Here is a 23,203-nt window from a genome sequence, read left to right on the forward strand (position 1 = left end):
GGTCTCTCCCTCCTTTTTGACGCATTCTATTATATAGACGTAAGAAATGACTGGTCACCCTACACATGTTGTAAAAAAAGAATAATATATTTTTAGAAAGGAGGCTATATGAAAAAAGGTGTGAAAAAATGGTAAAAAGGAGTATATAATGAGCAAGTGGGAAATGTTACGGGAAGAAAGGATGTGAATGTTAGTAGGGAAAGGTCCATACTAACAAACATGAAAATTAAAATATTAATAGCAGACGATAACTCTTTTATTAGAGAAGGCATGAAAATTATTTTAAATACATATGAAGAATTCGAAGTGGTAGATACAGTAAATGATGGGAAAGAAGCAGTGGACTATTGTAAAAAGAACGACGTTGATATCGCTCTTTTAGATGTTCGCATGCCAAATATGAACGGGGTAGAGGCGACAAAATTTATTTGTGAAGAGACGAAAACGAAACCGCTAATTTTAACGACGTTCGATGATGATGAATATATTTTGGACGCCGTGAAGAATGGGGCGAAAGGTTATTTATTAAAAAATAATGATCCAGAGCGTATTCGTGATGCAATAAAAGGAGTATATAACGGTCAAACTGTTATGCAAGATGTAGTGCTTGATAAAATTAAGTGTAATTTAATGGAAAGCAAAGAGGACGAATGTAAAATAGATAAAAGTCTATTTACAGAAAGAGAGCTTAGTATTATTGCATTAATTGCGAAAGGTTTCTCGAATAAAGAAATTTCAAAGCAACTTTTCATATCTGAAGGAACGATAGCAAATTATATTACATCAGTTTTAGGGAAAACTGGACTTGAACATCGTACACAAATTGCGATTTATTATTTAACAGGGAAAGTAGATTAAAGATATGGAATTTTGGTTAATTGTAAGTAAATTAATTGTCTTTATATATATTGTGTTTAGTTACATTTATTTAAATGTCGCGAACTTACCATGGATTATACTTACTTTGCTTTTATATCTTTCTGTAAACGTGCTCATTTCTATATTTAAAAAAGATGCGCCCAAAAGCATATTAACTTCTCTGTCAATTGGCCTAGTTATTTTATTTACATGGAAGATTCATCTGTTTTTCATTTTGTTTTTACCATTGAACTTATATGAAATTATATTTCGTTATATAGAGAAGAAATGGCTGATCTTTATCATTATGATGATGCCTATTATTTTTACAGATGAAAGTATTCGAATGACATATGGATTAATTGTTGCATTTTCTTTCATTGTATTAACTATGGCAGAACGGTATACATCGCGTATATTAAAGCTTGAATCACAAAATGATAAGATGCGAAAAGATATGCAGCGGCTGACGAAAAGCTTACATGAAAATAAAGAGTATATAAAGCAATCGGAGTACACATTTAAGTTAGAAGAGAGAAACCGGCTCTCTCAAGAAATTCATGATAAAATTGGCCACTCGATGACAGGAGCACTAATTCAAATGGAGGCAGCAAAGAGATTAATGGGGATAGATAAAGAAAAGTCTGCCGAGTTATTACAAAATGCAATTCATATTTCGAAAGATGGAATTGAAAGTATTCGGGTTACATTAAAAAATATGAAGCCACCAACTGAGCAAATTGGTATTCATCGTATGAAATTATTCATAGAGGAATTTGCCGGTAAGCATGAAATAAATATTCCTTTCGTATATAAAGGAAATTTAGATATGATTTCACCGATTCAGTGGAAGATTATCGGTGAAAATGTTACGGAGGCACTAACGAACGCGATGAAATATGCTGAGGCGACAGTCATTTCAATCGATATTCATGTACTTAACAAGATGGTAAAAGTGCAAGTGAAGGATAACGGAAAAGGTGTAGCTCTCGTTAAGAAAGGTCTCGGGATTATGGGGATGGAGGAGCGAACAGCGTCAGTAAACGGAAAAATTATTGTAGATGGAACAAGTGGTTTTTCAGTAACAATGTTGTTGCCGATATAAGAGAATCGGACGAAGATGAATCATCTCATATGAAAAAAGTGAATAATCTCATGTGAAAAGAATGAACTTCTGCACTGAGCAGGTTCATTTTTTTTGTTTATACTAAAAGCAGAGAAACCGAAATAGGGGTGAAATGATGAATACATTAGAAATTAAAAATTTAACGAAAAAATTTGGTGATTTCATCGCGGTAGATAATATGTCTTTATCTATTAAAGAAGGAGAGATATTTGGCTTTTTAGGATCAAATGGTGCTGGTAAAAGTACAACGATAAATATGATTGCTGGGTTGTTAAGAAGTAATGAAGGTGAAATTAGCATATTAGGAAAAAATATAAAGAAACATAATCGATTTGCGAAGATGAATATCGGTATCGTTCCGCAAGATATCGCGATTTATGAAGAGTTAACTGCCTATGAAAATGTGAAATTCTTTGCTGGCTTGTACGGGTTAAGAGGAGCTGAGCTAAAAGCGAGAGTAGAGGAAGCACTTCAGTTTGTAGGGCTTAGCGATAAACATAAAAGTTACCCGAAAAACTTTTCAGGCGGGATGAAACGAAGACTGAATATCGCTTGTGCAATCGCTCATAGACCGAAGCTAATTATTATGGATGAGCCGACAGTTGGAATTGATCCACAGTCAAGAAACTATATTCTCCAATCTGTTCGAAAATTAAATGAAATGGGAAGTACCATTATTTACACGAGCCACTACATGGAAGAAGTAGAAGAGATTTGTACGAAAATAGCAATTGTAGATCACGGTAAGGTAATTGCAGAAGGTACGAAAGAGCAGTTGAAAGCGATTATTACTGATACGAAAGACGTTTGGGTTGAAGTGAAGTCAGTAGAAAATTTAGATGTAGAACAGTTAAAAGAGATAAACGGTGTGAAAGCTGTTCAAATTGAAGAGAACGTAATTAAAGTAAACTCGGATGCAGGAGTAAACAATTTAAATAAAATTATTCAGCACTTCATTAATCATGACATTGAAATCCGCTCGTTAGAGGAGCAGGCTCCAAACTTAGAAACAGTATTCCTTACGTTGACTGGAAGAAACTTACGAGATAAATAAAAGGTAAATGAAGAAAAGGTAAAGGGAGGTTCATCAATTGAACATCTTCAATATTGCAGTTATGCATATTAAAAGAGATTTCAGGGACGTAAGAACTTTAGTTTTTATGTTAGCATTTCCGATCGTACTTATGCTTGTGTTAGGAACGGCGTTAACGAATGCATTTAATAGTGATAGTCAATCGATTAAGGATATACAAGTGCTATATAAAGATGAAGCGAGTAGCACACTTTCTCAATCGTTTGAAGCATTTATGAAAGAAGTCGATAAATCTGGTATTCATTTTAAAAAAGCTTCTGGCAGTATAGATGGGAAAGAAGAAGTGAAGCAAAATAAATATGCTGCTTATGTAGAGTTAAATAAAGATGGTGCAAAATTATACGGAAGTGACAAAAGTAGTATTGAGGGAAGCATTGTGGAAGGTATGCTTACAACGTTTGTTGATAAGTACAATGTAGTGACCGAGGTTGCAAAAGTAGATCCTAGTAAGGTAAGCACAGTTATTTCAAACGGAAATCATAATGATTATATAAAAGAAACATCTTTACAAGCTGCAAAAAAGCCGGGTTCTATGGATTACTATGCAGTTGTAATGACGACGATGATTGCACTATATGCTGGAATGGGAGCGAGTTCTTTAATTCGAGGAGAACGCATACGTAAAACAGGAGATCGTCTCATTGCTGCGCCTATAAGTAAGGCTGAAATATTCATTGGAAAAGTACTTGGTAGCTTAGTAGCAAATGCCCTTTGTGTATTACTCGTCATGTTATTTAGCAAATTTGTTTTTCAAGCGAATTGGGGCGACCATCTTGGAATCATATTTATTATTTTATTAACACAAGTTTTTCTAGCGATTAGCTTCGGTTTAGGGATTGGGTATATTACGAAAACGGCTGAATCATCGAGAGCAATTATTCTTGTTGTTATACAGTTAGCTTCTATTTTTGGTGGGGCATATGTCGTAGTAGAAGAAAATTTTATTACGAACTTATCGCCATTAATGTGGGCAAACACGGCTGTCATGAAAATTATTTATGCAAATGATATAGGAGCGGCGCTGCCGGTAATATGTTTAAACCTCGGAATTTCAGCACTCTTTTTATTAATTGCGATTATTGCATTACGTAGACGGGAGGGGCTATAGTATGAAAGATATTTTATGGCTCATACAAAAAACGTTATCTGTACTTTTGAAAAATAAAAAAGGCTTATTCATTATTATTAGTTTGCCGATAATCGGAACGCTCATCTCTTTTTCGATATACGGAAATGCGGGGCAAGGAACGTTAAATATCGGGATTGTAAATAAAGAAAATGAGCCGATAGCAAATGATACGATAAAGTTTTTAGAAGGATTAAATCATGTGAAAGTGAGTAAGATTAAAGAGTCGGAAGTAGAAGATAAACTCACTTCCAAAAAACTTGATGGAGTTATTACATTAGCTTCTGGTTTTTCAAAAAGTGTTCGAGAAGGAAAGCCAGATCATATAGAAGTTGCATCGATTAAAGGTGATCAAGTAACAGGATTTATAAAATCATATTTATATAACTATATTGATAATGTAGCAGCTATTAGTAAAGTAGCAGGAACAAATCAAAGTGCATTTGATACTATGTACGCAGGGTATCAAAAAAGTGCATTTAAAATGAAAACGGAGACGCTAGAAGATACTTCAAAAAATAAAGATATGACAAACCAAACGATGGGTTACCTTATTATGTTTATGCTGTTTTCAGCAGCGAACTTATCAGGTTATATTTTAAAAGAAAAAGAAAATAGAACATATTTCAGACTCTTATCAACGCCGATAGATGGGAAGAAGTTCATATTATCTAATGTCGGGGTAAATCTGATGATATTAACAGTACAAATTCTAATTACAACCTTATTCCTAACGAATGTTTTTCATACGAATATCAATATGCCTTTCATAGTGATGATTGGTGTACTCATGCTATTTGCATTAATAGCGATTGGAATATCGCTAGTTCTTGTTGCTTTTTCGAAAAACTCAGCATCAGCAAACGCAATGCAAAATATGGTTATTGTACCGACATGTTTACTTGCTGGATGTTATTTCCCGTACGACATTATGCCAAAAGCAGTGCAAAAAGTAGCTGATTTTCTTCCGCAGAGATGGCTATTAGACACAGTATCAAAACTACAACAAGGAATTCCAATTTCAGATTTGTATTTAAATATTTTAATCTTAATTGCCTTTGCGGTAGCATTCTTCTTAATTGCTATTTATAAGTTTGGAAGAAATAATGATGCGAGAAACTTTGTTTAATATGAAAAGGGTGTGACGTTAAGTCGCATCCTTTTTTGTATGAAGCATGAAATGTATATTGGAATGACAAAATAGAAAGGTGGAAAGAAAAATGAGCGGAAGGAAATCAAAATGATTAAAAAAATATTGCGAGTTACTTCTATTATTATTGCTATTTTTGCTTTTATTTTAATTTGTATGCATATTGAAGTTACTTTAGGAAGGAAAATAGAAGCTGGGAAAAACATGCCTACAGAGTATGCACCTCATCATAGTGATTTTCAATTATATGTAGAAGGGAAGTCATTTTATAAACAGTTATTTACTGATATAAGAGAGGCAAAGCAATCTATTTACACGTACTTTTTTATTTTGTCGGATGATAAAAGCAGCCATACTTTTTTAAATTTATTAAAAGAAAAGGCAAAAGAAGGAGTAAACGTATATTTATCTGTTGATTTACTTAACGATTTATCATTTGAAAGAAAGATGAAAAAAGAATTACAGGAAAATGGTGTGCATTTTACATATAGTAGAAAACAGGAATTACCATTCGGGTTTTATTCCCTTCATCATCGTAATCATCGTCGCATTACAACGATTGATGGAGAGATTGGTTATACGGGTGGTTTTAATATAGGGGATGAGTACTTAGGGAAAGATAAACACTTTGGGTACTGGAGAGACTATCATGTACGGATAAAAGGTGAAGGCGCAAAAGATTTAGAGGAACAATTTGCTTTAGATTGGAAACGAGATACGAAAGAAGATATAAAGAGGAGTACGAACAAGGCTAGTAAAGGGAATACATTGCATACTATGGTGAGTTACAATGGGCATTACGTTGCTAAAAAATATATAGAGCTAATAAAACAAGCTCAGCATTCAATTGTAATTGCAACGCCGTATTTTATAGCGAAAAATAAAGAATCAATGAATGCTTTAATCGCAGCACAAAAGCGTGGTGTTACAGTAAAAATACTTTGGTCATATAAACCAGATCTACCTCTTATAAAAGAAGCGGCGTATCCATACATACGTCAAGCTGTTAATAATGGGATTACTGTATATGGGTATAAAAAAGGAATGTTCCATGGCAAATTAATGCTTATTGATAATGAATTAACCGTTATTGGCACAACAAACTTTACTTCGCGTAGCTTCAATATAAATGATGAAATGAATTTTTATATTCATGGTGGTCCTATTGTACGGCAAGTTAATACGGTGTTAACAGAGGATTTTCGTGATTCAAAAGAGATGACGAAAGAATTTTTTGAGAAGTTATCTTTTTGGGAGCGTTGTAAGGAAAAGTTAGCGGGATTGGTTGATTTTTATTTATAAAGTTTAAAGAAAAGGGAGTCTTTTATAGACACCCCTTTTTTATGAGAAATAATTATTTCTCATGTACAAGCAATGAAGCATCATCATTAATCAAAGTCCCTACGTGCTCACCTAAACAAATTCTTTTCATAACCCCCGGCTCATCGAAGTTAAAGACGTGTGCTGGCAAATTATAATCACGAGCAAGTAGTAAAGCGGCTTGATCCATTACTTGTATGTTTTGCCTAACAATATCGTTATAGTTTAGTTTTTTGTACATTTTTGCTGCTTTATTATGCTTTGGATCACTAGTAAAGACGCCATCTACTCCTTGTTTTGCGACTAATATAGCGTCACTATTCATTTCAATGGCTCTTTGAACACTTGGATAATCTGTCGTAACGAACGGTTGCCCGTTTCCGCCTCCAAAAATAACGATATAACCGCTATCTAAATGGTGTACTGCACGGAGGCGAATGTACGGTTCAGCTACAGCATTAAACGGGATGGAAGTCATAACGCGCACTTCTTTATTTGTTTTACTCGTTAAAACGCCGCGTAGCATTAAGCTATTAATAATTGTACCTAGTGTACCGATATTATCAGCTTCTACACGATCAATGCCCCATTCTTCAGCTAAATGACCTCTGAAAATGTTACCGCCTCCGATGACGATAGATACTTCAATACCTAAATCAACGATGGATAAAATCTCATTTGCGATATGTTCTAATCGTTTGGAGTTAAAGCTATTCCCGGTTTGATCGGCAAGTGCACCGCCGCTTAATTTAATTAAGACACGTTTATATGGCTTCATAACAATTCCCCCTATATAGATCGCAATAAAAAAGGAACAAAGGCAAATGCCTTTGTTCCTTTTTAAGAAAATGAAAAAGAAAAGAAGAAGATAGAACGAATTTTTGTACATAATTTTTCATACTATCCACTCCTTTTCATTTCGATTTGTTGTAAGTATATATCTTTTTGATTATACGAAACAATCTGATTACTTATCAAGTATATTTTATTTCTTTTTAATGAAAAGGTGTCAATGAAAAAGAAAAGAAAAATTTTCGAATTTTTTGTGACGAACTTGTAGGTTTTTGTATGATTTTGTAGGTTCGCCTATATGATGTGTGAGTAAGCTTTTATAAATACGAAATGAAAGCGTTCGCATAAAGGGGATGAACATAAATGAAAAAATTCGGATTGGCAACACAAATTTTTGTTGCACTTGTTTTAGGGATTGTAGTAGGGGCAATCTTCTATGGTAATAAAACGGCTATTTCTTATATCACACCAGTTGGGGATATATTTATTCACTTAATTAAAATGATCGTAGTACCGATTGTTATTTCAGCATTAATTGTTGCGGTAGCTGGTGTAGGAGATATGAAGAAGCTTGGGAAACTGGGTGGTAAGACAATTCTTTATTTCGAAATTATTACGACAATCGCTATTTTAATGGGATTACTTGCGGCTAATATCTTCCAACCAGGTACTGGCGTTGATATGAACAACTTGCAGCAAAGTGATATTTCTTCTTATAAACAAACAGCAGATGCGACAGAGAAGCAAGGTTTTGCTGAGACAATTGTTCATATTGTACCGAAAAACGTATTTGAATCGATTGCACAAGGTGACTTATTACCGATTATTTTCTTCTCAGTATTATTCGGTTTAGGAGTTGCGGCAATTGGAGAAAAAGGAAAGCCTGTCTTTAACTTCTTTGAAGGTGTACTCGAAGCGATGTTTTGGGTTACAAATCAAGTTATGAAATTTGCGCCATTTGGTGTATTCGCATTAATTGCCGTTACGGTTGCAAAATTTGGTGTAGCAACACTACTTCCTTTAGGAAAACTAGTGCTAGCTGTATACGTAACTGTTATACTATTCGTTGTGATTGTATTAGGTATTAATGCTCGAATGGTTGGCGTAAACATTTTTACATTAATGAAAATATTAAAAGAAGAACTTATTCTTTCATTTACGACAGCAAGTTCAGAAGCTGTTTTACCTAATATAATGAGAAAAATGGAAGAGTTCGGTTGTCCAAAGGCAGTTGCCTCTTTCGTTATTCCGACAGGTTATACATTTAACTTGACTGGATCGGCTATTTATCAAGCGTTAGCGGCATTGTTTGTTGCACAAATGTATGGTGTGCACATGTCACTGACAGAGCAAATAACGTTATTATTCGTTCTCATGTTAACATCCAAAGGTATGGCGGGAGTTCCAGGTGCATCGTTCGTTGTTGTATTAGCAACGTTAGGTTCAATGGGGTTACCACTAGAAGGTATCGCGTTAATTGCGGGAATTGACCGCATTTTAGATATGATTCGCTCATCTGTCAATGTATTAGGAAATGCATTAGCGGCCATTGTTATGTCGAAGTGGGAAGGCGAATTCGATAATGAGAAAGCAAAACAATATGTAGAAACAGTCAAAGAAACAAAAGCAGCATAAGAAATCGTTAAGGAGTGAATAATCATGGCAACATTAACTGAAGTTAAAAATGGTGTTCGAATTGAAAAAGATTTTTTAGGTGAAAAAGAAGTACCAAACTATGCATACTACGGCGTACAAACAATGCGTGCAGTTGAAAACTTCCCGATTACAGGATACAAAATTCATGAAGGCTTAATTAAAGCGTTCGCAATTGTAAAGAAAGCTGCAGCACTTGCGAATACAGATGTAGGAAGATTGGAATTAAATAAGGGCGGCGCGATCGCAGAAGCCGCTCAAGAAATTCTTGATGGAAAATGGCATGATCATTTCATCGTAGATCCAATTCAAGGCGGAGCAGGTACTTCAATGAACATGAATGCAAATGAAGTCATGGCCAATCGTGCTCTTGAATTATTAGGAATGGAAAAGGGAGACTATCATTATATTAGTCCAAATAGTCATGTAAACATGGCACAATCAACGAACGATGCATTCCCAACGGCGATTCATATCGCAACATTAAACGCATTAGAAGGTTTATTACAAACGATGGGTTATATGCACGATGTATTTGAATTAAAAGCAGAGCAGTTTGACCATGTTATTAAAATGGGTCGTACACATTTACAAGACGCTGTGCCAATTCGTCTTGGACAAGAATTTAAAGCGTACTCTCGCGTACTTGAACGTGATATGAAACGAATTCAGCAATCACGTCAACATCTATATGAAGTAAATATGGGAGCAACTGCAGTTGGTACAGGCTTAAATGCAGATCCAGAGTATATTGAAGCAGTTGTAAAACATTTAGCTGCAATTAGTGAACTACCACTTGTTGGCGCAGAAGACTTAGTAGATGCAACGCAAAATACGGATGCATATACAGAAGTATCAGCAGCACTTAAAGTATGTATGATGAATATGTCTAAAATCGCGAATGACCTTCGCTTAATGGCATCAGGTCCACGCGTTGGTTTAGCGGAAATTATGCTACCAGCTCGTCAACCAGGTTCATCTATTATGCCAGGGAAAGTAAACCCTGTTATGCCAGAAGTAATTAATCAAATCGCGTTCCAAGTAATTGGTAACGACCATACAATTTGCCTTGCTTCAGAAGCAGGACAATTAGAATTAAACGTGATGGAACCAGTACTTGTTTTCAACTTACTTCAATCAATTAGCATTATGAATAACGGTTTCCGTGCCTTTACAGATAATTGCTTAAAAGGAATTGAAGCGAATGAAGATCGCTTAAAAGAGTATGTTGAGAAGAGTGTAGGAATTATTACAGCCGTGAACCCTCATATCGGTTATGAAGCAGCAGCTCGCGTTGCGAAAGAAGCAATCGCGACTGGGCAATCCGTTCGAGAACTTTGTGTGAAAAATGGTGTATTGTCACAAGAAGACTTAGAGTTAATTCTAGATCCATTCGAAATGACACACCCAGGGATTGCAGGAGCAACTCTTTTAAAGAAAAATTAAAAAAGAGGGGGGGACAATCCCCTCTTTTTTGTTTACAATATAGAAATGCTATATATGAATAGAGGTAGGGATGTTATGAGTAAGTTTACAGTAGGTTCTAATGGTTCATTAGAAACGACATTAAGAGGAGTAGAAGTATTATCAACACCACTTTTAAATAAAGGGGTCGCTTTCACGCAAGAAGAGAGAGAAGAATTAGGTTTAAAAGGGTTATTACCGCCAGCAGTTTTAACATTAGAAGAACAAGCACGCCGAGCATATGAGCAATTTTGTTCTCAGCCGGATGATTTATTAAAGAACGTATACTTAACAGCGTTACATGATCGAAATGAAGTGTTATTTTATCGTATATTAACAAATCATTTACGTGAAATGTTACCAATCGTATATACACCGACTGTTGGTGTAGCAATTCAAAGATATAGTCATGAATATCGTAAACCACGTGGTGTGTATTTATCAATTAACGATCCGTCAGGTATTGAAGAAGCATTCGCCAATATCGGTGCAACAGCAGAAAATATTGATTTAGTCGTTGTTACAGATGGAGAAGGCATACTTGGAATTGGTGACTGGGGCGTTGGTGGTATTAACATCGCCATCGGAAAATTAGCTGTTTATACGGCCGCAGTTGGAATCGATCCTAGTCGTGTATTACCAATAATTTTAGATGTAGGTACAAACCGTGAAGAACTATTAAACAATCCATTTTATATTGGAAATCGTCATCCTCGTATAACTGGTGAAGCTTACGATGAATTTATTGATACGTTTGTACAAGCGGTAAATAAACAATTCCCGAAAGCACTTTTACATTGGGAAGACTTCAGTTCTCGAAATGCACGAAAAATTTTAGATAAATATCGTCATGATATTTGTACATTTAATGATGATATTCAAGGTACAGGTGCAGTTTCGCTTGCTGCTGTATTATCAGCAGTGAAAGCTTCGGGTGTACCGCTAAGTGAACACCGCGTTGTTGTATTTGGTGCTGGTACGGCTGGAATCGGTATCGCAGATCAAGTTAGAGATGCAATGGTTCGCGTAGGCGTATCAGAAGAAGAATCGTATAAGCGTTTCTGGTGTATTGATCGTAACGGGTTAGTTACAGATAATATGGAAGATCTTCTTGATTTCCAAATGCCGTATGCAAGAAAAGAAGCGGAAGTAAGTGAGTGGAAACAAAATGATGCGATTGGACTTGCTGAAGTTGTGAAACATGTAAAACCGACAATTTTAATCGGTACATCAACTGTTGCAGGCGCATTTAAAGAAGAGATTATTAAAGAAATGGCTTCTCACGTAGAAAGACCAATTATTTTACCAATGTCGAATCCGACGCCACTTGCTGAAGCAAAACCAGTAGACTTAATAGAGTGGACAGAAGGAAGAGCATTAGTTGCAACAGGAAGTCCATTTGAACCAGTTACATATAACGGTGTAACGTATGTGATTGGACAATCAAATAATGCACTTATTTTCCCAGGGCTTGGTCTTGGAACAATTGTCGTACGTGCAAGCGTCATGACAGATGGAATGTTTGCAGCAGCCGCTGAAGCAGTTGCAAGCATGGTAGATACAAGTCAGCCAGGAGCACCTATTTTGCCAGAAGTTGAAGAGTTACGTAATATCTCGGAAATGGTTGCAATTGAAGTAGCGAAAGTTGCCGTTGCAGAAGGTGTAGCTAGAGAGAATTTAAGTGATAACGATATTAAGATTGCAGTGAAAGAAGCAATCTGGGAGCCAGAGTATCGCCAAATAAAAGCGGTAGAAAAGGTTAGAATATAGAAATAAAGCCCGTTTATTATATAAGCGGGCTTTCACTTTTACTGCTGAAAAAAGTATAGGAAGTGGCACCTTTGAATTGGAATCAGTTATGGAAGAAAGATATATCCCTTTTAATTATATTAATGGTTGTTGTTCCGATTGCTGGAGAGCTTAATTTTCATCCTTTTAATGATATGTTTCGCGTTAGCTTTGGGACGCCGCTTTTTTTCTTTTTATTACTATTTTTAAGAAAAATACCCGCAGCGGCTGCAGGTATCCTTGTCGGTATATGTGTCGTTTTATTCCGTATATGTCTTGACTGGGTTATGCAAGGTTCCTTTCATATGACAGAATCATTTTATTTGCGTTATCCTGTGTTCTTTTATTATTTTATTTATGGAAGTCTTTTTTCACTTTGTAGGGTGAATAAGTTTCATCAGAAACCAATTGTTATTGGTTTCCTTGGAATTACAATTGAAATTATCGCAAGTATGTCAGAACTAGCGATTTATCATATGGTCGTGCTCGGTACAACGATAACAGTTTCTGAAGTGAATAAACTTATTATTATTGCTATTTTCCGTAGTTTCTTTGCGCTTGGATTTTTAAATATGATGAACTTATATGAAACGAAATTAAAAGAATCACAAGTTCGAAAAGAAAATGAAAAAATGTTCATGCACCTTTCAAATTTATATGTAGAATCAGTTCATTTGAAAAAAACGTTACAAAATGCAGAGTTGATTACACAAGAAGCATATCAACTATATCGAAATTTACAAGCTAACGATGATTCCAGTAGTAAAACAGCATTGAAAATAGCAGGAGAGGTGCATGAAATAAAAAAAGATAATCAAAGAATTTTTGCAGGATTATCTAAACTGTTATTAGATAAAAATGTGGCTGAGTATGTAGAAGGTCATGAGCTTACAGAAATGATTGTAAGAATAAATGAGAAATATGCTGAAATGCTAGGGAAAGATATACGTTTTTCTAAACATATAGAAGGTGAGCATGCTGCATATCACGTGTATACAGTGCTATCAATCTTTAATAACTTAGTTGCCAATGCAGTGGAAGCAATTGAAGAAAGAGGTCTCATTCGTATTAAGTTATATAAACGAGATCAACACGTAATCTTTGAAGTAATTGACGATGGTCCTGGTATTGCACAAAAGTATAAGAAATTAGTATTTAAGCCCGGGTTTACTTCTAAGTATGATCAAACCGGAACACCGTCAACAGGCATTGGACTTTCTTACATAGACGAAATGGTAACAGAGCTTGGCGGAGAAGTAAGGTTAGAAGACAATGAAACTGAAAAAGGGTGTAAGTTTATCGTTTGTTTACCGGAGTGCAGTTTAAAGCGGGAAGGGGAATAGGTTTGTTTTATTATATCGTAGATGATGATGAGGTTTTCCGTTCGATGCTTTCGCAAATTATTGAGGATGGCGATCTTGGGGAAGTAATTGGAGAATCGGAAGATGGAGCTTTTGTTGAAGCAGAACAGCTAAATTATAAAAAAGTGGATATTTTATTTATTGATTTACTAATGCCGATGAGAGATGGCATTGAAACAGTTCGTCATATAGCATCTTCATTTACTGGGAAAATTATTATGATTTCCCAAGTTGAATCGAAACAGCTCATTGGTGAGGCGTATACACTTGGTGTGGAATATTATATTACGAAACCACTAAACAAAATAGAAGTAGTATCTGTTGTACGAAAAGTGATGGAGCGTATTCGTTTGGAACGTTCTATATATGACATTCAAAAATCATTAAATAATGTGTTTCAGTGGGAAAAACCGCAAATGCGTAGTGAAACAGTGCAAGAAGGAAAAAAGATATCAGATTCAGGACGCTTCTTACTAGCAGAACTCGGTATTGCGGGAGAGAACGGAAGTAAAGATTTACTTAGTATGCTGGAATATTTATATGGACAAGAAAAGGCGCAAACATTTGAATTTGGATTTCCGGCATTAAAAGATATTTTTCACCAAATAACATTAAAAAAATTAGATCATATAGCTTCGGATGCAGATATAGATAAGGAGAGAAAAGCATCTGAACAACGTGTAAGAAGAGCGATTTATCAATCTTTGAATCATTTAGCTTCTCTCGGACTAACAGACTTTTCGAATCCGAAATTTGAAAGCTATGCTCCAAAATTTTTTGATTTCACTGTAGTGAGAAAACGGATGACAGAAATGACGAAGGATGAAATAGCAACTTCTGGCCATATACGAATTAATACGAAAAAATTTATTCAAGTGTTGTATTTTGAGGCGAAAAGGTTGATGGAGATAGAGTGAAGAAGGTGCTTATAAATAAGCATCTTTTTTTGTTCAATCAACATTTTATATTTTCTCGTGGAGCATGTAAAATGTTAAGTAAGAGAAAATGGTTTTACATTAAGGAAGTGTCAAAACAATGAGTTTTACATTAAATAAATCGATTATTAAAGAAGTATGCGGAGAGACCTCATATAAAAGAGGCGAAGCGTATTATAAAGCGAATAAAGTAATCGTGAATCATTATGATGAAACGAAAGAAATTTGTGAGGCGACGGTAAAAGGGAACGAAGATTTTCATGTTACAGTAGAAAAAGCTAAAAAAGGTGATGTTGTTGCGAGATGTAGTTGTCCTTCATTGGCATCTTTTCAAACGTACTGTCAACATGTTGCAGCCGTATTGATACAAATAAATTATAACCAGCAAACGGGCGGGATGGGCTCTGTTAGTAGTAAAAATGATCAATTAACAAACGGGATGTTTCAATTGTTTGCAGACAAACCACTGATGCCGAAAAGTAAACAACACCGTTTTGATACACGTGAAATATTAGATGTTGCGTTTATATGTTCACCAGTAGCGACGAAAAGCGGTGGGGCCCTTCTTGGAATTCAGTTAAAACTTGCGAAAACATATGTTATAAAGCATATTAGAGAATTTCTTTCTAAAGTGGAGAAAAGAGAGGCTTTTCATTGTTCTAATGAATTTACATATACACCAGATGTACATAGCTTCAGACCAGAAACGGACGCGGTTATTCAGCAGCTGATTAAAATGTATCATAATGAAAAAATGTATGAAGATGCGTTAGAAGTACATGCGAAACAAGATGAAAGTATGATATTCATACCGCCGGCTTCGTGGAAAAATATGCTCTCTTCACTTTCTAAAGTTGAGTATGTACATCTGAAACAAAATGAGCAACTGTTTCATGGCTTACAAATGTCAAACGGTTTATTGCCATTACATTTTGAGTTTACGAAAGGAAATAATGGTGGGTTTACACTTCATATAGATGGATTAAATCGTGTTCAAGTTATGGAAATGTATAATAACGCTCTTTACGATGGGAAATTATATCATTTACCTATGGAAGATTGTATGCGCCTTATTGAATTGCAAAAGATGATGAGTCGCTCAAATAGTAATCAGTTTTATATTCCTGAAAGCAAGATGGAACATTTCGTAGCGAAAGTTGTGCCAGGATTAATGAAACTTGGAACGGTACGAATTGATGAAGTAATATCGGATCGTGTTGAAACGCCGTCGCTAAAAGCAAAACTGTATTTAGATCGTGTGAAAAATCGTTTGTTAGCAGGCCTGGAATTTCATTATGGAAACGTCATGATCAATCCGCTAGAAGAAGATGGACAGCCTTCTGTTTTTAATCGTGATGAGAAAAAGGAAAAAGAGATTTTAGACATTATGAGTGAAAGTGCCTTCGCGAAAACAGAAGGTGGTTACTTTATGCATAATGAAGATGCTGAGTATAACTTTTTATATCATGTCGTTCCAACGTTAAAAGGTTTAGTTGATATTTACGCGACAACAGCAATCAAATTACGCATTCATAAAGGGGATACAGCACCTCTTATTAGAGTGAGAAGAAAAGAAAGAATTGATTGGTTGTCATTTCGTTTTGATATAAAAGGAATACCAGAAGCGGAAATTAAAGGTGTATTAGTGGCTCTTGAAGAGAAACGTAAATATTACCGATTAGCGAATGGTTCTTTATTATCACTAGAGAGCAAAGAGTTTAATGAAATTAATCAGTTTGTAAAAGAATCAGGTATTCGGAAAGAGTTTTTACACGGGGAAGAAGTGAATGTTCCGCTTATTCGGAGTGTAAAATGGATGAACGGACTTCACGAAGGTAATGTTTTAAGTTTAGATGAGTCTGTTCAAGATTTAGTTGAAAGTATTCAAAACCCGAAAAAATTAAAGTTTACAGTACCGCAAACTTTACATGCTGTAATGAGAGAATATCAAGTATATGGATTCGAGTGGATGAAAACACTTGCCTATTACCGTTTCGGCGGTATTTTAGCAGATGATATGGGGCTTGGAAAAACGCTGCAAAGCATCGCTTTTATAGATTCTGTTTTACCTGAAATTCGAGAGAAGAAGTTACCTATATTAGTCGTCTCACCGTCCTCTCTCGTTTACAATTGGTTTAGTGAATTGAAAAAATTTGCCCCGCATATTAGAGCGGTCATTGCAGATGGAAATCAAACAGAACGACGAAAAATCTTACAAGACGTAGCAGAATTTGATGTCGTCATTACGTCATATCCATTACTGAGAAGAGATATAAGATCGTATGCGAGGCCATTTCATACACTATTTCTTGATGAAGCACAGGCGTTTAAAAATCCTACAACACAAACTGCAAGAGCAGTGAAAACAATTCAAGCTGAATATCGTTTCGGACTAACGGGAACGCCTGTCGAAAATTCATTAGAAGAGCTATGGTCTATTTTCCACGTCGTATTTCCAGAATTATTACCAGGAAGAAAAGAATTCGGTGATTTAAGGCGAGAAGATATAGCGAAGCGCGTAAAACCTTTCGTATTAAGACGATTAAAAGAAGACGTATTACAGGAGCTTCCAGATAAAATAGAGCACTTACAGTCATCGGAATTATTACCAGATCAAAAGAGACTATATGCTGCTTATTTAGCGAAATTAAGGGAAGAAACGTTAAAGCATTTAGACAAAGATACGTTACGTAAAAATAAAATTAGAATTTTAGCTGGCTTAACGAGATTGCGACAAATTTGTAATCATCCCGCTTTATTCGTTGATGATTACAAAGGGAGCTCAGCTAAGTTTGAACAATTGTTAGAGATACTAGAGGAATGCAGGAGTACTGGTAAGAGAATTTTAATTTTTTCTCAATTTACGAAGATGCTGTCCATTATTGGTCGGGAGTTAAATCGTCAAGCGGTTCCATACTTTTATTTAGACGGAAATACACCTTCGCAAGAACGTGTAGAGCTATGTAATCGATTTAATGAAGGAGAAGGGGACCTGTTTCTTATTTCTTTAAAAGCTGGTGGTACAGGTCTTAACTTAACGGGTGCTGATACGGTGATATTGTACGATTTATGGTGGAATCCAGCTGTTGAACAACAAGCAGCAGATAGAGCATATCGAATGGGACAAAAAAATACGGTACAAGTTATTAAGTTAGTGGCCCACGGAACAATTGAGGAAAAAATGCATGAACTGCAAGAAAGTAAGAAAAATTTAATCGCTGAAGTGATTGAGCCAGGAGAAGAGAAATTATCATCAATCACGGAGGAAGAAATTCGAGATATTTTAATGATTTAATATAAAAAGCTATGCTTTCAAATATATGAGAGCATAGCTTTTTTAGTGTAATAATTATAATTTGTTTTGAAGAAAGTAAAGAGATAATACAGAATTTACTTTTTAGTCCCTTTACTTTTATATGGCTTGGCAGCTGCCTTTTTCTTTGCACTTGATTGCCAACGATTCCATCCTTTACTTCCTGTACCTTGTCCTACACCTTTTTTCGGTTTTGCTTTCGTTTTACTCATATGATCACTCCGTTATATAAAAATCTTATTTGATAATAGTCAATGATTTAGAACATACTCTTTATAAATGACTATGATTGCTTTAAGTAAAAATAAACTGCTTGAATGCTATAGTATAACACGAATTTGCACGTAAACTGAAAGGAATTACAAAGAAAATGAAAATAATACGAAATACTGCGGATTCTATATTTCGAACGTTTACATTACTTGTTGTGTATACGTTAGTTTCGGTTAGTGAAACGTTTTTTGGATTGACGAGACAGAAAAAGTAAAGATGTTAAATTAGCAACAATCAATAAAGCCGTAAAATAAAGAATTAAAAAATATTTTTAAATTTTTGTTGACTTTCTTTATTTTTTGTATAGAATAATCATTAATAAAATGTTTCAGAGATGTGACAACAAAACGACTATGAAAGGACGAGTAGTAGTAGGAAGTAGTCTAAGCGAGTCAGGGGTGGTGTGAGCCTGATACGAAGCCTATTATGAAGAACCTCCTGGAGTTGCTAACCGAAATCCTTTATAGGAAAGTAGACTTAGCCGGGAACTTCGCCGTTACAAGAAGAACAGTATCGAGATATTTCATCTCCGTATTGTATAAGTGAGCAACCTCTGTTGCTAATTTGGGTGGTACCGCGGAACCAAAGCCTTTCGTCCCAGTTTTTTGGGAAAGAAGGGCTTTTTTTGTTGGCTTCTTTTCACAACATCCAAACATTTTAGGAGGAAACCACCATGTATCAATCATTAATGACAGTAAGAGAGACTCAAATCGCAATTAAGGAAGTTAAAACATTTTTCGAGGATCAATTAGCAAAACGCCTTGAACTATTCCGCGTATCTGCACCATTATTCGTAACGAAAAAATCAGGATTAAACGATCACCTAAACGGTGTAGAACGTCCAATTGAATTTGATATGTTACATTCAGGAGAAGAATTAGAAATTGTTCACTCACTAGCGAAGTGGAAAAGATTCGCATTACACGAATATGGATATGAAGCTGGTGAAGGTTTATATACAAACATGAACGCGATTCGTCGTGATGAAGAACTTGATGCAACACATTCTATTTACGTTGACCAATGGGATTGGGAAAAAATCGTTCAAAAAGAATGGCGTACGGTAGACTACTTACAAAAAACAGTACAAACAATTTATGGAATATTCAAAGATTTAGAAGACCACTTATTTGAAAAATATCCGTTCCTAGGAAAGTATTTACCAGAAGAAATTGTTTTCATCACTTCCCAAGAACTAGAAGATAAATATCCAGAATTAACACCGAAAGATCGTGAACACGCAATTGCAAAAGAGCACGGTGCAGTCTTCATTATTGGAATTGGTGATGCGCTTCGTTCAGGTGAAAAGCATGACGGACGTGCAGCTGATTATGATGATTGGAAATTAAACGGTGACATCTTATTCTGGCACCCAGTACTACAATCTTCATTTGAATTATCATCAATGGGAATTCGTGTTGATAGTAAATCACTTGATGAGCAGTTAACGAAAACTGGTGAAGACTTCAAGCGTGAGTATGATTTCCATAAAGGTATTTTAGAGGACGTACTACCATTAACAATTGGCGGTGGTATTGGACAATCAAGAATGTGCATGTACTTCTTACGTAAAGCACATATCGGTGAAGTTCAATCTTCTGTATGGCCTGACGATTTACGTGAAGCTTGTAAGAAAGAAAACATTCATCTGTTTTAATAGAAGAGAGAGAGTAACTCAAGGAGTTATTCTCTCTTTTTTTTATTGTGTAAACGAATGGTTTACAGTGGATGTTACCAATAGTTTCTTTCTTTTTTATCTCCTATTATGTAATAATTTGTTAAAGGAGGGACGTCATGAGCTTAGGACAACAACTTAAAAGATTACGAGAGTCAAAAGGGTTTTCGCAGGAAGATGTTGCTAAAAAGGTTGGTATAACGAGGCAAGCAGTGTATAAGTGGGAAAATGATAAAAGTTGCCCTGATATTGAAAATTTGATTTTATTGAGTGAAATGTATAATGTTACGCTCGATGAATTAATAAAAGGGAACCGAAATTTAAAAGAGAAAATACATATTGATGAAGATACGGATTTTGAGAAAGAGAACGAGTTTGGTTTTTATATTGGGTTTGGTTTGCTAATTGTGAGTGCTTTCGTTGATTATGAAGGAATGCAAGAGATTTTATTAGGAATTGCACTATTCATGATGGTTTTTTACTCTGACGTGAAGAAAGTTATTTTGAATGAGTTCAGATCATTTTTCAAAAGAAAAGATATATAGGATAAGAAGTGAGAAGAGTCAGTTATATTTCCTAGGAAAGAGTATAACGAGTAATTGAATTGTTTTATAATAATTTTAAGATATTAATAGTATGTTAAAAAGTCCAAACAAGCATAACCCCGTTCTAAAGTTAGGACGGGGTTCAAAATCAAAGTTTTATTAAGCGTAAAGTTCTTTCAAATATTTTTACTTCAGTAAAACATTACTTATTTATTAACGAGTTCTTCCGCTAAACCGATTAAAATTCCTTCAGTTCCACGAATATAGCAGAGTCGATACGAGTCCTCGTACTGAACTACTTCGCCAACAAGCTGAGCACCATACTTAGTCAGTCTGGATACCATTTCGTCAATATCCTCAACGGTGAACATGACGCGTAAATAACCGAGGGCATTTACAGGAGCTGTCCGGTGATCTGCAATAGTAGGTGGTGTGAGAAATCGAGAAAGTTCAATTCGGCTATGGCCATCTGGGGTCACCATCATAGCAATCTCCACGCACTGAGAACCGAGACCGGTTACGCGACCAGTCCATTCACCTTCGACAGTGGCTCGCCCTTCGAGATTTAAGCCAATCTCCTCGAAGAAAGAGATTGCGTTATCAAGGGATTCTACAACGATGCTGACATTGTCCATTCTTAGTAATCTGTTGTTTGCCATAGTCTTTATCTCCTTATTTGTATAAGTTTATTATTTAATTCTTCTCGTAATTATACTGAAATTCCTTCTAAACAAAAAACAGCTTGTCACAGTGTAGAAAAGTGTGACAAGCTGTTTTCGGGTATAGAATAAACATTTTGATAGGGAACAACACTTCGTAAACCTTCTACTACTGAGGTACGCATGAACTTTATTTCGTGAATGCTCTATTATGTTCAAGTGGTTTCCGGGATTTGATACAGTAATTGCTATTCGACAGAATAACTTCGACTTCCCCAAAAAATATTTCCACCCTATTTCTATTTATATAGGAAGGAAATAGATTCATATAATTTGCTTTAAGTTTTACTAGTGGAAGTTAACTCATCTGCACTAAAGGCTCAATTTTCGCCATAAATGATTGGTGCAGCGCCTCAACACCTGTTACTAAATGAAGGCGGTCAATAACGACAGACACTTTAATTTCTGATGTACTTACCATTTTAATATGAATATCTTCTTCTTTTAAAGTAGTGAACATATTCGCAGCAACACCTGGATTAGAGACCATACCAGATCCTACAATTGATACTTTTGCTAAATGATTTTCATATTCTACAGATTCATAGTGAAGTGTTTCTTGATTTTGTTCTAATACCTCTAATGTTTCTTTTAAATCATTAGAATGGATTGAGAAGGAGAGGTGAACAGTTCCTTCATTTGTAATACTTTGAATGATGATATCTACATTAATATGTGCCGCTGCTAATGTAGCGAAAACTGTTGAAAGTGCACCTTGTTCTAATCCTTTCATTGTGACGCGTGTAATATTATCTTCAAATGCAATACCTTTAACGATTGATTGTTGTTCCATGTTACATTCTCCTTTTACAATTGTTCCGTTTTCTTGTTCCATACTTGAGCGAACTTCTAAAATGACATTATGATTTTTAGCAAACTCAACAGCACGAGGGTGTAATACACCAGCACCGAGGTTTGCAAGTTCTAACATTTCGTCATAAGAGATTTCATCTAATTTATAAGCATCTTTTACAACTCGTGGGTCTGTCGTATAGACGCCGGTCACATCTGTGTAAATATCACATTTTTTTGCTTTCAGTGCAGCAGCTAATGCAACAGCAGTTGTATCAGAACCACCGCGGCCAAGCGTTGTAATTTCATGGTTTTCACTAACTCCTTGGAAGCCAGCTACAATAACGATCGTACCTTCAGTAAGATAAGATTGAATTCGATCTGTATGAATGTCAGTAATCCGTGCACTACTATGTACAGATTCTGTCGTAATACCAGCTTGCCATCCTGTTAATGAAATTGCGTTATAACCTTTTGCTTGTAGTGCCATCGTTAATAATGAAATAGTCACTTGCTCTCCTGTTGATAGAAGCATATCCATTTCGCGTTTACTTGGATTTTCTGTAATAGCGTTAGCAAGTGCGACAAGTTCATCTGTACTTTTTCCCATTGCTGAAACGACAGAGACGATACTATGTCCTCGTTCATATTCTTCAATAATTAAATTTGCTACATGTTGAATACGCTCAACACTTCCAACAGAAGTGCCACCAAATTTTTGTACAATCGTTTCCATTACGAATTCCTTCTTTCATCCATTTTTAAGAATAGATCAGGACATATATTAATCCCAATATTCCTGTAGTTACCAGAGAAAAGCAAAAAACACCATCTCAAATAAGTGAGGATGGTGCTGTTACAGGAAAAGGGAAACAGAAAACGGAGCTAATAAAAAAACCGCCAAAAAAGGAATATCATAAAAATGATATCTCTTTTTTGTAGATAGCTCTTCATACGTACACGTCTGTACATATGACAGTTCTGTTTCTATTCGAAAACAGCCCCAATCGATAAATGCAGAGAAAATTATCGATTTCGGCAATACTTCCTTTCATCTAATTTCATAGACATCTCTGTGTCTCCATTAGAATACTCATAAGTATCGCAACCTCTATCTCACGTTTTAGGCGAGAGTGTTTGATTTATGAAGTTGTGGGTAACATTTGTTTTATAATAATTTAAATTTTTCGAGGAATCAAGTGTTTTATATAAATTTTAAA

Annotated in this window: 18 protein-coding genes, 1 riboswitch and 1 other annotated feature; of the genes, 14 read left to right on the forward strand and 4 right to left on the reverse strand. The window is 35.3% G+C overall.

What is annotated here, in order from left to right:
• The first annotated feature begins 219 nt into the window (after nt 1-219).
• The 6 genes from FS742_RS01435 to FS742_RS01460 all read left to right on the forward strand — a co-directional run bounded on the left by FS742_RS01435 (nt 220) and on the right by FS742_RS01460 (nt 6,655).
• A complete protein-coding gene (locus FS742_RS01435; protein WP_071721859.1) occupies nt 220-858 on the forward strand; it encodes a response regulator transcription factor in 639 nt (212 codons plus the stop codon).
• 4 nt (nt 859-862) lie between these two features.
• Entirely contained in the window at nt 863-1,963 is a 1,101-nt protein-coding gene (locus FS742_RS01440; RefSeq protein ID WP_144610892.1) for a sensor histidine kinase, read from the forward strand.
• A gap of 136 nt (nt 1,964-2,099) precedes the next feature.
• Complete coding sequence (locus tag FS742_RS01445; RefSeq protein ID WP_144610894.1) at nt 2,100-3,038, forward strand: ABC transporter ATP-binding protein; 939 nt, start codon at nt 2,100-2,102, stop codon at nt 3,036-3,038.
• Nucleotides 3,039-3,075: 37 nt separating this feature from the next.
• Nucleotides 3,076-4,185, forward strand: coding sequence for an ABC transporter permease (locus tag FS742_RS01450; protein ID WP_144610896.1), 1,110 nt, complete (start codon nt 3,076-3,078; stop codon nt 4,183-4,185).
• A gap of 1 nt (nt 4,186) precedes the next feature.
• Complete coding sequence (locus FS742_RS01455; protein WP_144610898.1) at nt 4,187-5,332, forward strand: ABC transporter permease; 1,146 nt, start codon at nt 4,187-4,189, stop codon at nt 5,330-5,332.
• 111 nt (nt 5,333-5,443) lie between these two features.
• Complete coding sequence (locus tag FS742_RS01460; RefSeq protein ID WP_144610900.1) at nt 5,444-6,655, forward strand: phospholipase D-like domain-containing protein; 1,212 nt, start codon at nt 5,444-5,446, stop codon at nt 6,653-6,655.
• A gap of 52 nt (nt 6,656-6,707) precedes the next feature.
• Here the strand turns inward: FS742_RS01460 and pyrH are convergent, their stop codons facing one another.
• A complete protein-coding gene (pyrH, locus tag FS742_RS01465; protein WP_144610902.1) occupies nt 6,708-7,451 on the reverse strand; it encodes a UMP kinase in 744 nt (247 codons plus the stop codon).
• A gap of 377 nt (nt 7,452-7,828) precedes the next feature.
• Here pyrH and FS742_RS01470 point away from each other — a divergent pair, with 377 nt between their 5' ends.
• The 6 genes from FS742_RS01470 to FS742_RS01495 all read left to right on the forward strand — a co-directional run bounded on the left by FS742_RS01470 (nt 7,829) and on the right by FS742_RS01495 (nt 17,961).
• Nucleotides 7,829-9,100 (forward strand): cation:dicarboxylate symporter family transporter, encoded by a 1,272-nt coding sequence (locus tag FS742_RS01470; RefSeq protein ID WP_000713283.1) that lies wholly within the window; start codon nt 7,829-7,831, stop codon nt 9,098-9,100.
• A gap of 24 nt (nt 9,101-9,124) precedes the next feature.
• A complete protein-coding gene (aspA, locus tag FS742_RS01475; RefSeq protein WP_144610904.1) occupies nt 9,125-10,564 on the forward strand; it encodes an aspartate ammonia-lyase in 1,440 nt (479 codons plus the stop codon).
• A gap of 75 nt (nt 10,565-10,639) precedes the next feature.
• Complete coding sequence (gene malS, locus FS742_RS01480; protein WP_144610905.1) at nt 10,640-12,352, forward strand: oxaloacetate-decarboxylating malate dehydrogenase; 1,713 nt, start codon at nt 10,640-10,642, stop codon at nt 12,350-12,352.
• A 62-nt stretch (nt 12,353-12,414) separates the two neighbouring features.
• Nucleotides 12,415-13,713, forward strand: coding sequence for a sensor histidine kinase (locus FS742_RS01485; protein WP_186327131.1), 1,299 nt, complete (start codon nt 12,415-12,417; stop codon nt 13,711-13,713).
• Between the two features lie 2 nt (nt 13,714-13,715).
• Nucleotides 13,716-14,648 (forward strand): response regulator, encoded by a 933-nt coding sequence (locus FS742_RS01490; RefSeq protein WP_144610907.1) that lies wholly within the window; start codon nt 13,716-13,718, stop codon nt 14,646-14,648.
• A gap of 118 nt (nt 14,649-14,766) precedes the next feature.
• Nucleotides 14,767-17,961 carry a DEAD/DEAH box helicase gene (locus tag FS742_RS01495; protein ID WP_144610908.1) on the forward strand — a complete coding sequence of 1,065 codons (3,195 nt, stop codon included), beginning with the start codon at nt 14,767-14,769 and terminating at the stop codon, nt 17,959-17,961.
• A 95-nt stretch (nt 17,962-18,056) separates the two neighbouring features.
• Here FS742_RS01495 and FS742_RS01500 read toward each other — a convergent pair whose 3' ends face one another.
• Complete coding sequence (locus FS742_RS01500; protein WP_000047588.1) at nt 18,057-18,191, reverse strand: DUF3934 domain-containing protein; 135 nt, start codon at nt 18,189-18,191, stop codon at nt 18,057-18,059.
• A gap of 405 nt (nt 18,192-18,596) precedes the next feature.
• Nucleotides 18,597-18,855 (forward strand) — a binding site (T-box leader).
• Between the two features lie 70 nt (nt 18,856-18,925).
• On the opposite strand from FS742_RS01500, the gene asnA reads away from it, so the two are divergent.
• Nucleotides 18,926-19,909: an aspartate--ammonia ligase gene (asnA, locus tag FS742_RS01510; RefSeq protein ID WP_061676615.1), complete on the forward strand. Its 984-nt coding sequence runs from the start codon at nt 18,926-18,928 to the stop codon at nt 19,907-19,909.
• Between the two features lie 137 nt (nt 19,910-20,046).
• On the forward strand, nt 20,047-20,472 hold the full coding sequence (locus tag FS742_RS01515; protein WP_144610909.1) for a helix-turn-helix domain-containing protein: 426 nt from the start codon (nt 20,047-20,049) through the stop codon (nt 20,470-20,472).
• A gap of 206 nt (nt 20,473-20,678) precedes the next feature.
• On the opposite strand, the gene FS742_RS01520 is transcribed toward FS742_RS01515, so the two are convergent.
• Together FS742_RS01520 and FS742_RS01525 are read right to left on the reverse strand one after the other, a co-directional pair.
• Nucleotides 20,679-21,131, reverse strand: coding sequence for a VOC family protein (locus FS742_RS01520; RefSeq protein WP_144610910.1), 453 nt, complete (start codon nt 21,129-21,131; stop codon nt 20,679-20,681).
• Nucleotides 21,132-21,489: 358 nt separating this feature from the next.
• The gene (locus FS742_RS01525) at nt 21,490-22,719 is read right to left on the reverse strand and encodes an aspartate kinase (RefSeq protein WP_144610911.1); all 1,230 of its coding nucleotides are present in this window, start codon (nt 22,717-22,719) and stop codon (nt 21,490-21,492) included.
• Nucleotides 22,720-22,918: 199 nt separating this feature from the next.
• Nucleotides 22,919-23,105, reverse strand: a riboswitch (Lysine riboswitch).
• Between the last annotated feature and the right edge of the window lie 98 nt (nt 23,106-23,203).

Source organism: Bacillus cereus, assembly GCF_007678085.1.
Taxonomy (GTDB): Bacteria; Bacillota; Bacilli; order Bacillales; family Bacillaceae_G; genus Bacillus_A; species Bacillus_A cereus_BE.

What these genes read in the sequence shown, in the direction of transcription:
- FS742_RS01435 (WP_071721859.1), top strand. Translation starts at nt 220, where the DNA reads ATGAAAATTAAAATATTAATAGCAGACGATAACTCTTTTATTAGAGAA.
- FS742_RS01440 (WP_144610892.1), top strand. Translation starts at nt 863, where the DNA reads ATGGAATTTTGGTTAATTGTAAGTAAATTAATTGTCTTTATATATATT.
- FS742_RS01445 (WP_144610894.1), top strand. Translation starts at nt 2,100, where the DNA reads ATGAATACATTAGAAATTAAAAATTTAACGAAAAAATTTGGTGATTTC.
- FS742_RS01455 (WP_144610898.1), top strand. Translation starts at nt 4,187, where the DNA reads ATGAAAGATATTTTATGGCTCATACAAAAAACGTTATCTGTACTTTTG.
- FS742_RS01460 (WP_144610900.1), top strand. Translation starts at nt 5,444, where the DNA reads ATGATTAAAAAAATATTGCGAGTTACTTCTATTATTATTGCTATTTTT.
- pyrH (WP_144610902.1), bottom strand. Translation starts at nt 7,451, where the DNA reads ATGAAGCCATATAAACGTGTCTTAATTAAATTAAGCGGCGGTGCACTT.
- FS742_RS01470 (WP_000713283.1), top strand. Translation starts at nt 7,829, where the DNA reads ATGAAAAAATTCGGATTGGCAACACAAATTTTTGTTGCACTTGTTTTA.
- aspA (WP_144610904.1), top strand. Translation starts at nt 9,125, where the DNA reads ATGGCAACATTAACTGAAGTTAAAAATGGTGTTCGAATTGAAAAAGAT.
- malS (WP_144610905.1), top strand. Translation starts at nt 10,640, where the DNA reads ATGAGTAAGTTTACAGTAGGTTCTAATGGTTCATTAGAAACGACATTA.
- FS742_RS01495 (WP_144610908.1), top strand. Translation starts at nt 14,767, where the DNA reads ATGAGTTTTACATTAAATAAATCGATTATTAAAGAAGTATGCGGAGAG.
- FS742_RS01500 (WP_000047588.1), bottom strand. Translation starts at nt 18,191, where the DNA reads ATGAGTAAAACGAAAGCAAAACCGAAAAAAGGTGTAGGACAAGGTACA.
- asnA (WP_061676615.1), top strand. Translation starts at nt 18,926, where the DNA reads ATGTATCAATCATTAATGACAGTAAGAGAGACTCAAATCGCAATTAAG.
- FS742_RS01515 (WP_144610909.1), top strand. Translation starts at nt 20,047, where the DNA reads ATGAGCTTAGGACAACAACTTAAAAGATTACGAGAGTCAAAAGGGTTT.
- FS742_RS01520 (WP_144610910.1), bottom strand. Translation starts at nt 21,131, where the DNA reads ATGGCAAACAACAGATTACTAAGAATGGACAATGTCAGCATCGTTGTA.
- FS742_RS01525 (WP_144610911.1), bottom strand. Translation starts at nt 22,719, where the DNA reads ATGGAAACGATTGTACAAAAATTTGGTGGCACTTCTGTTGGAAGTGTT.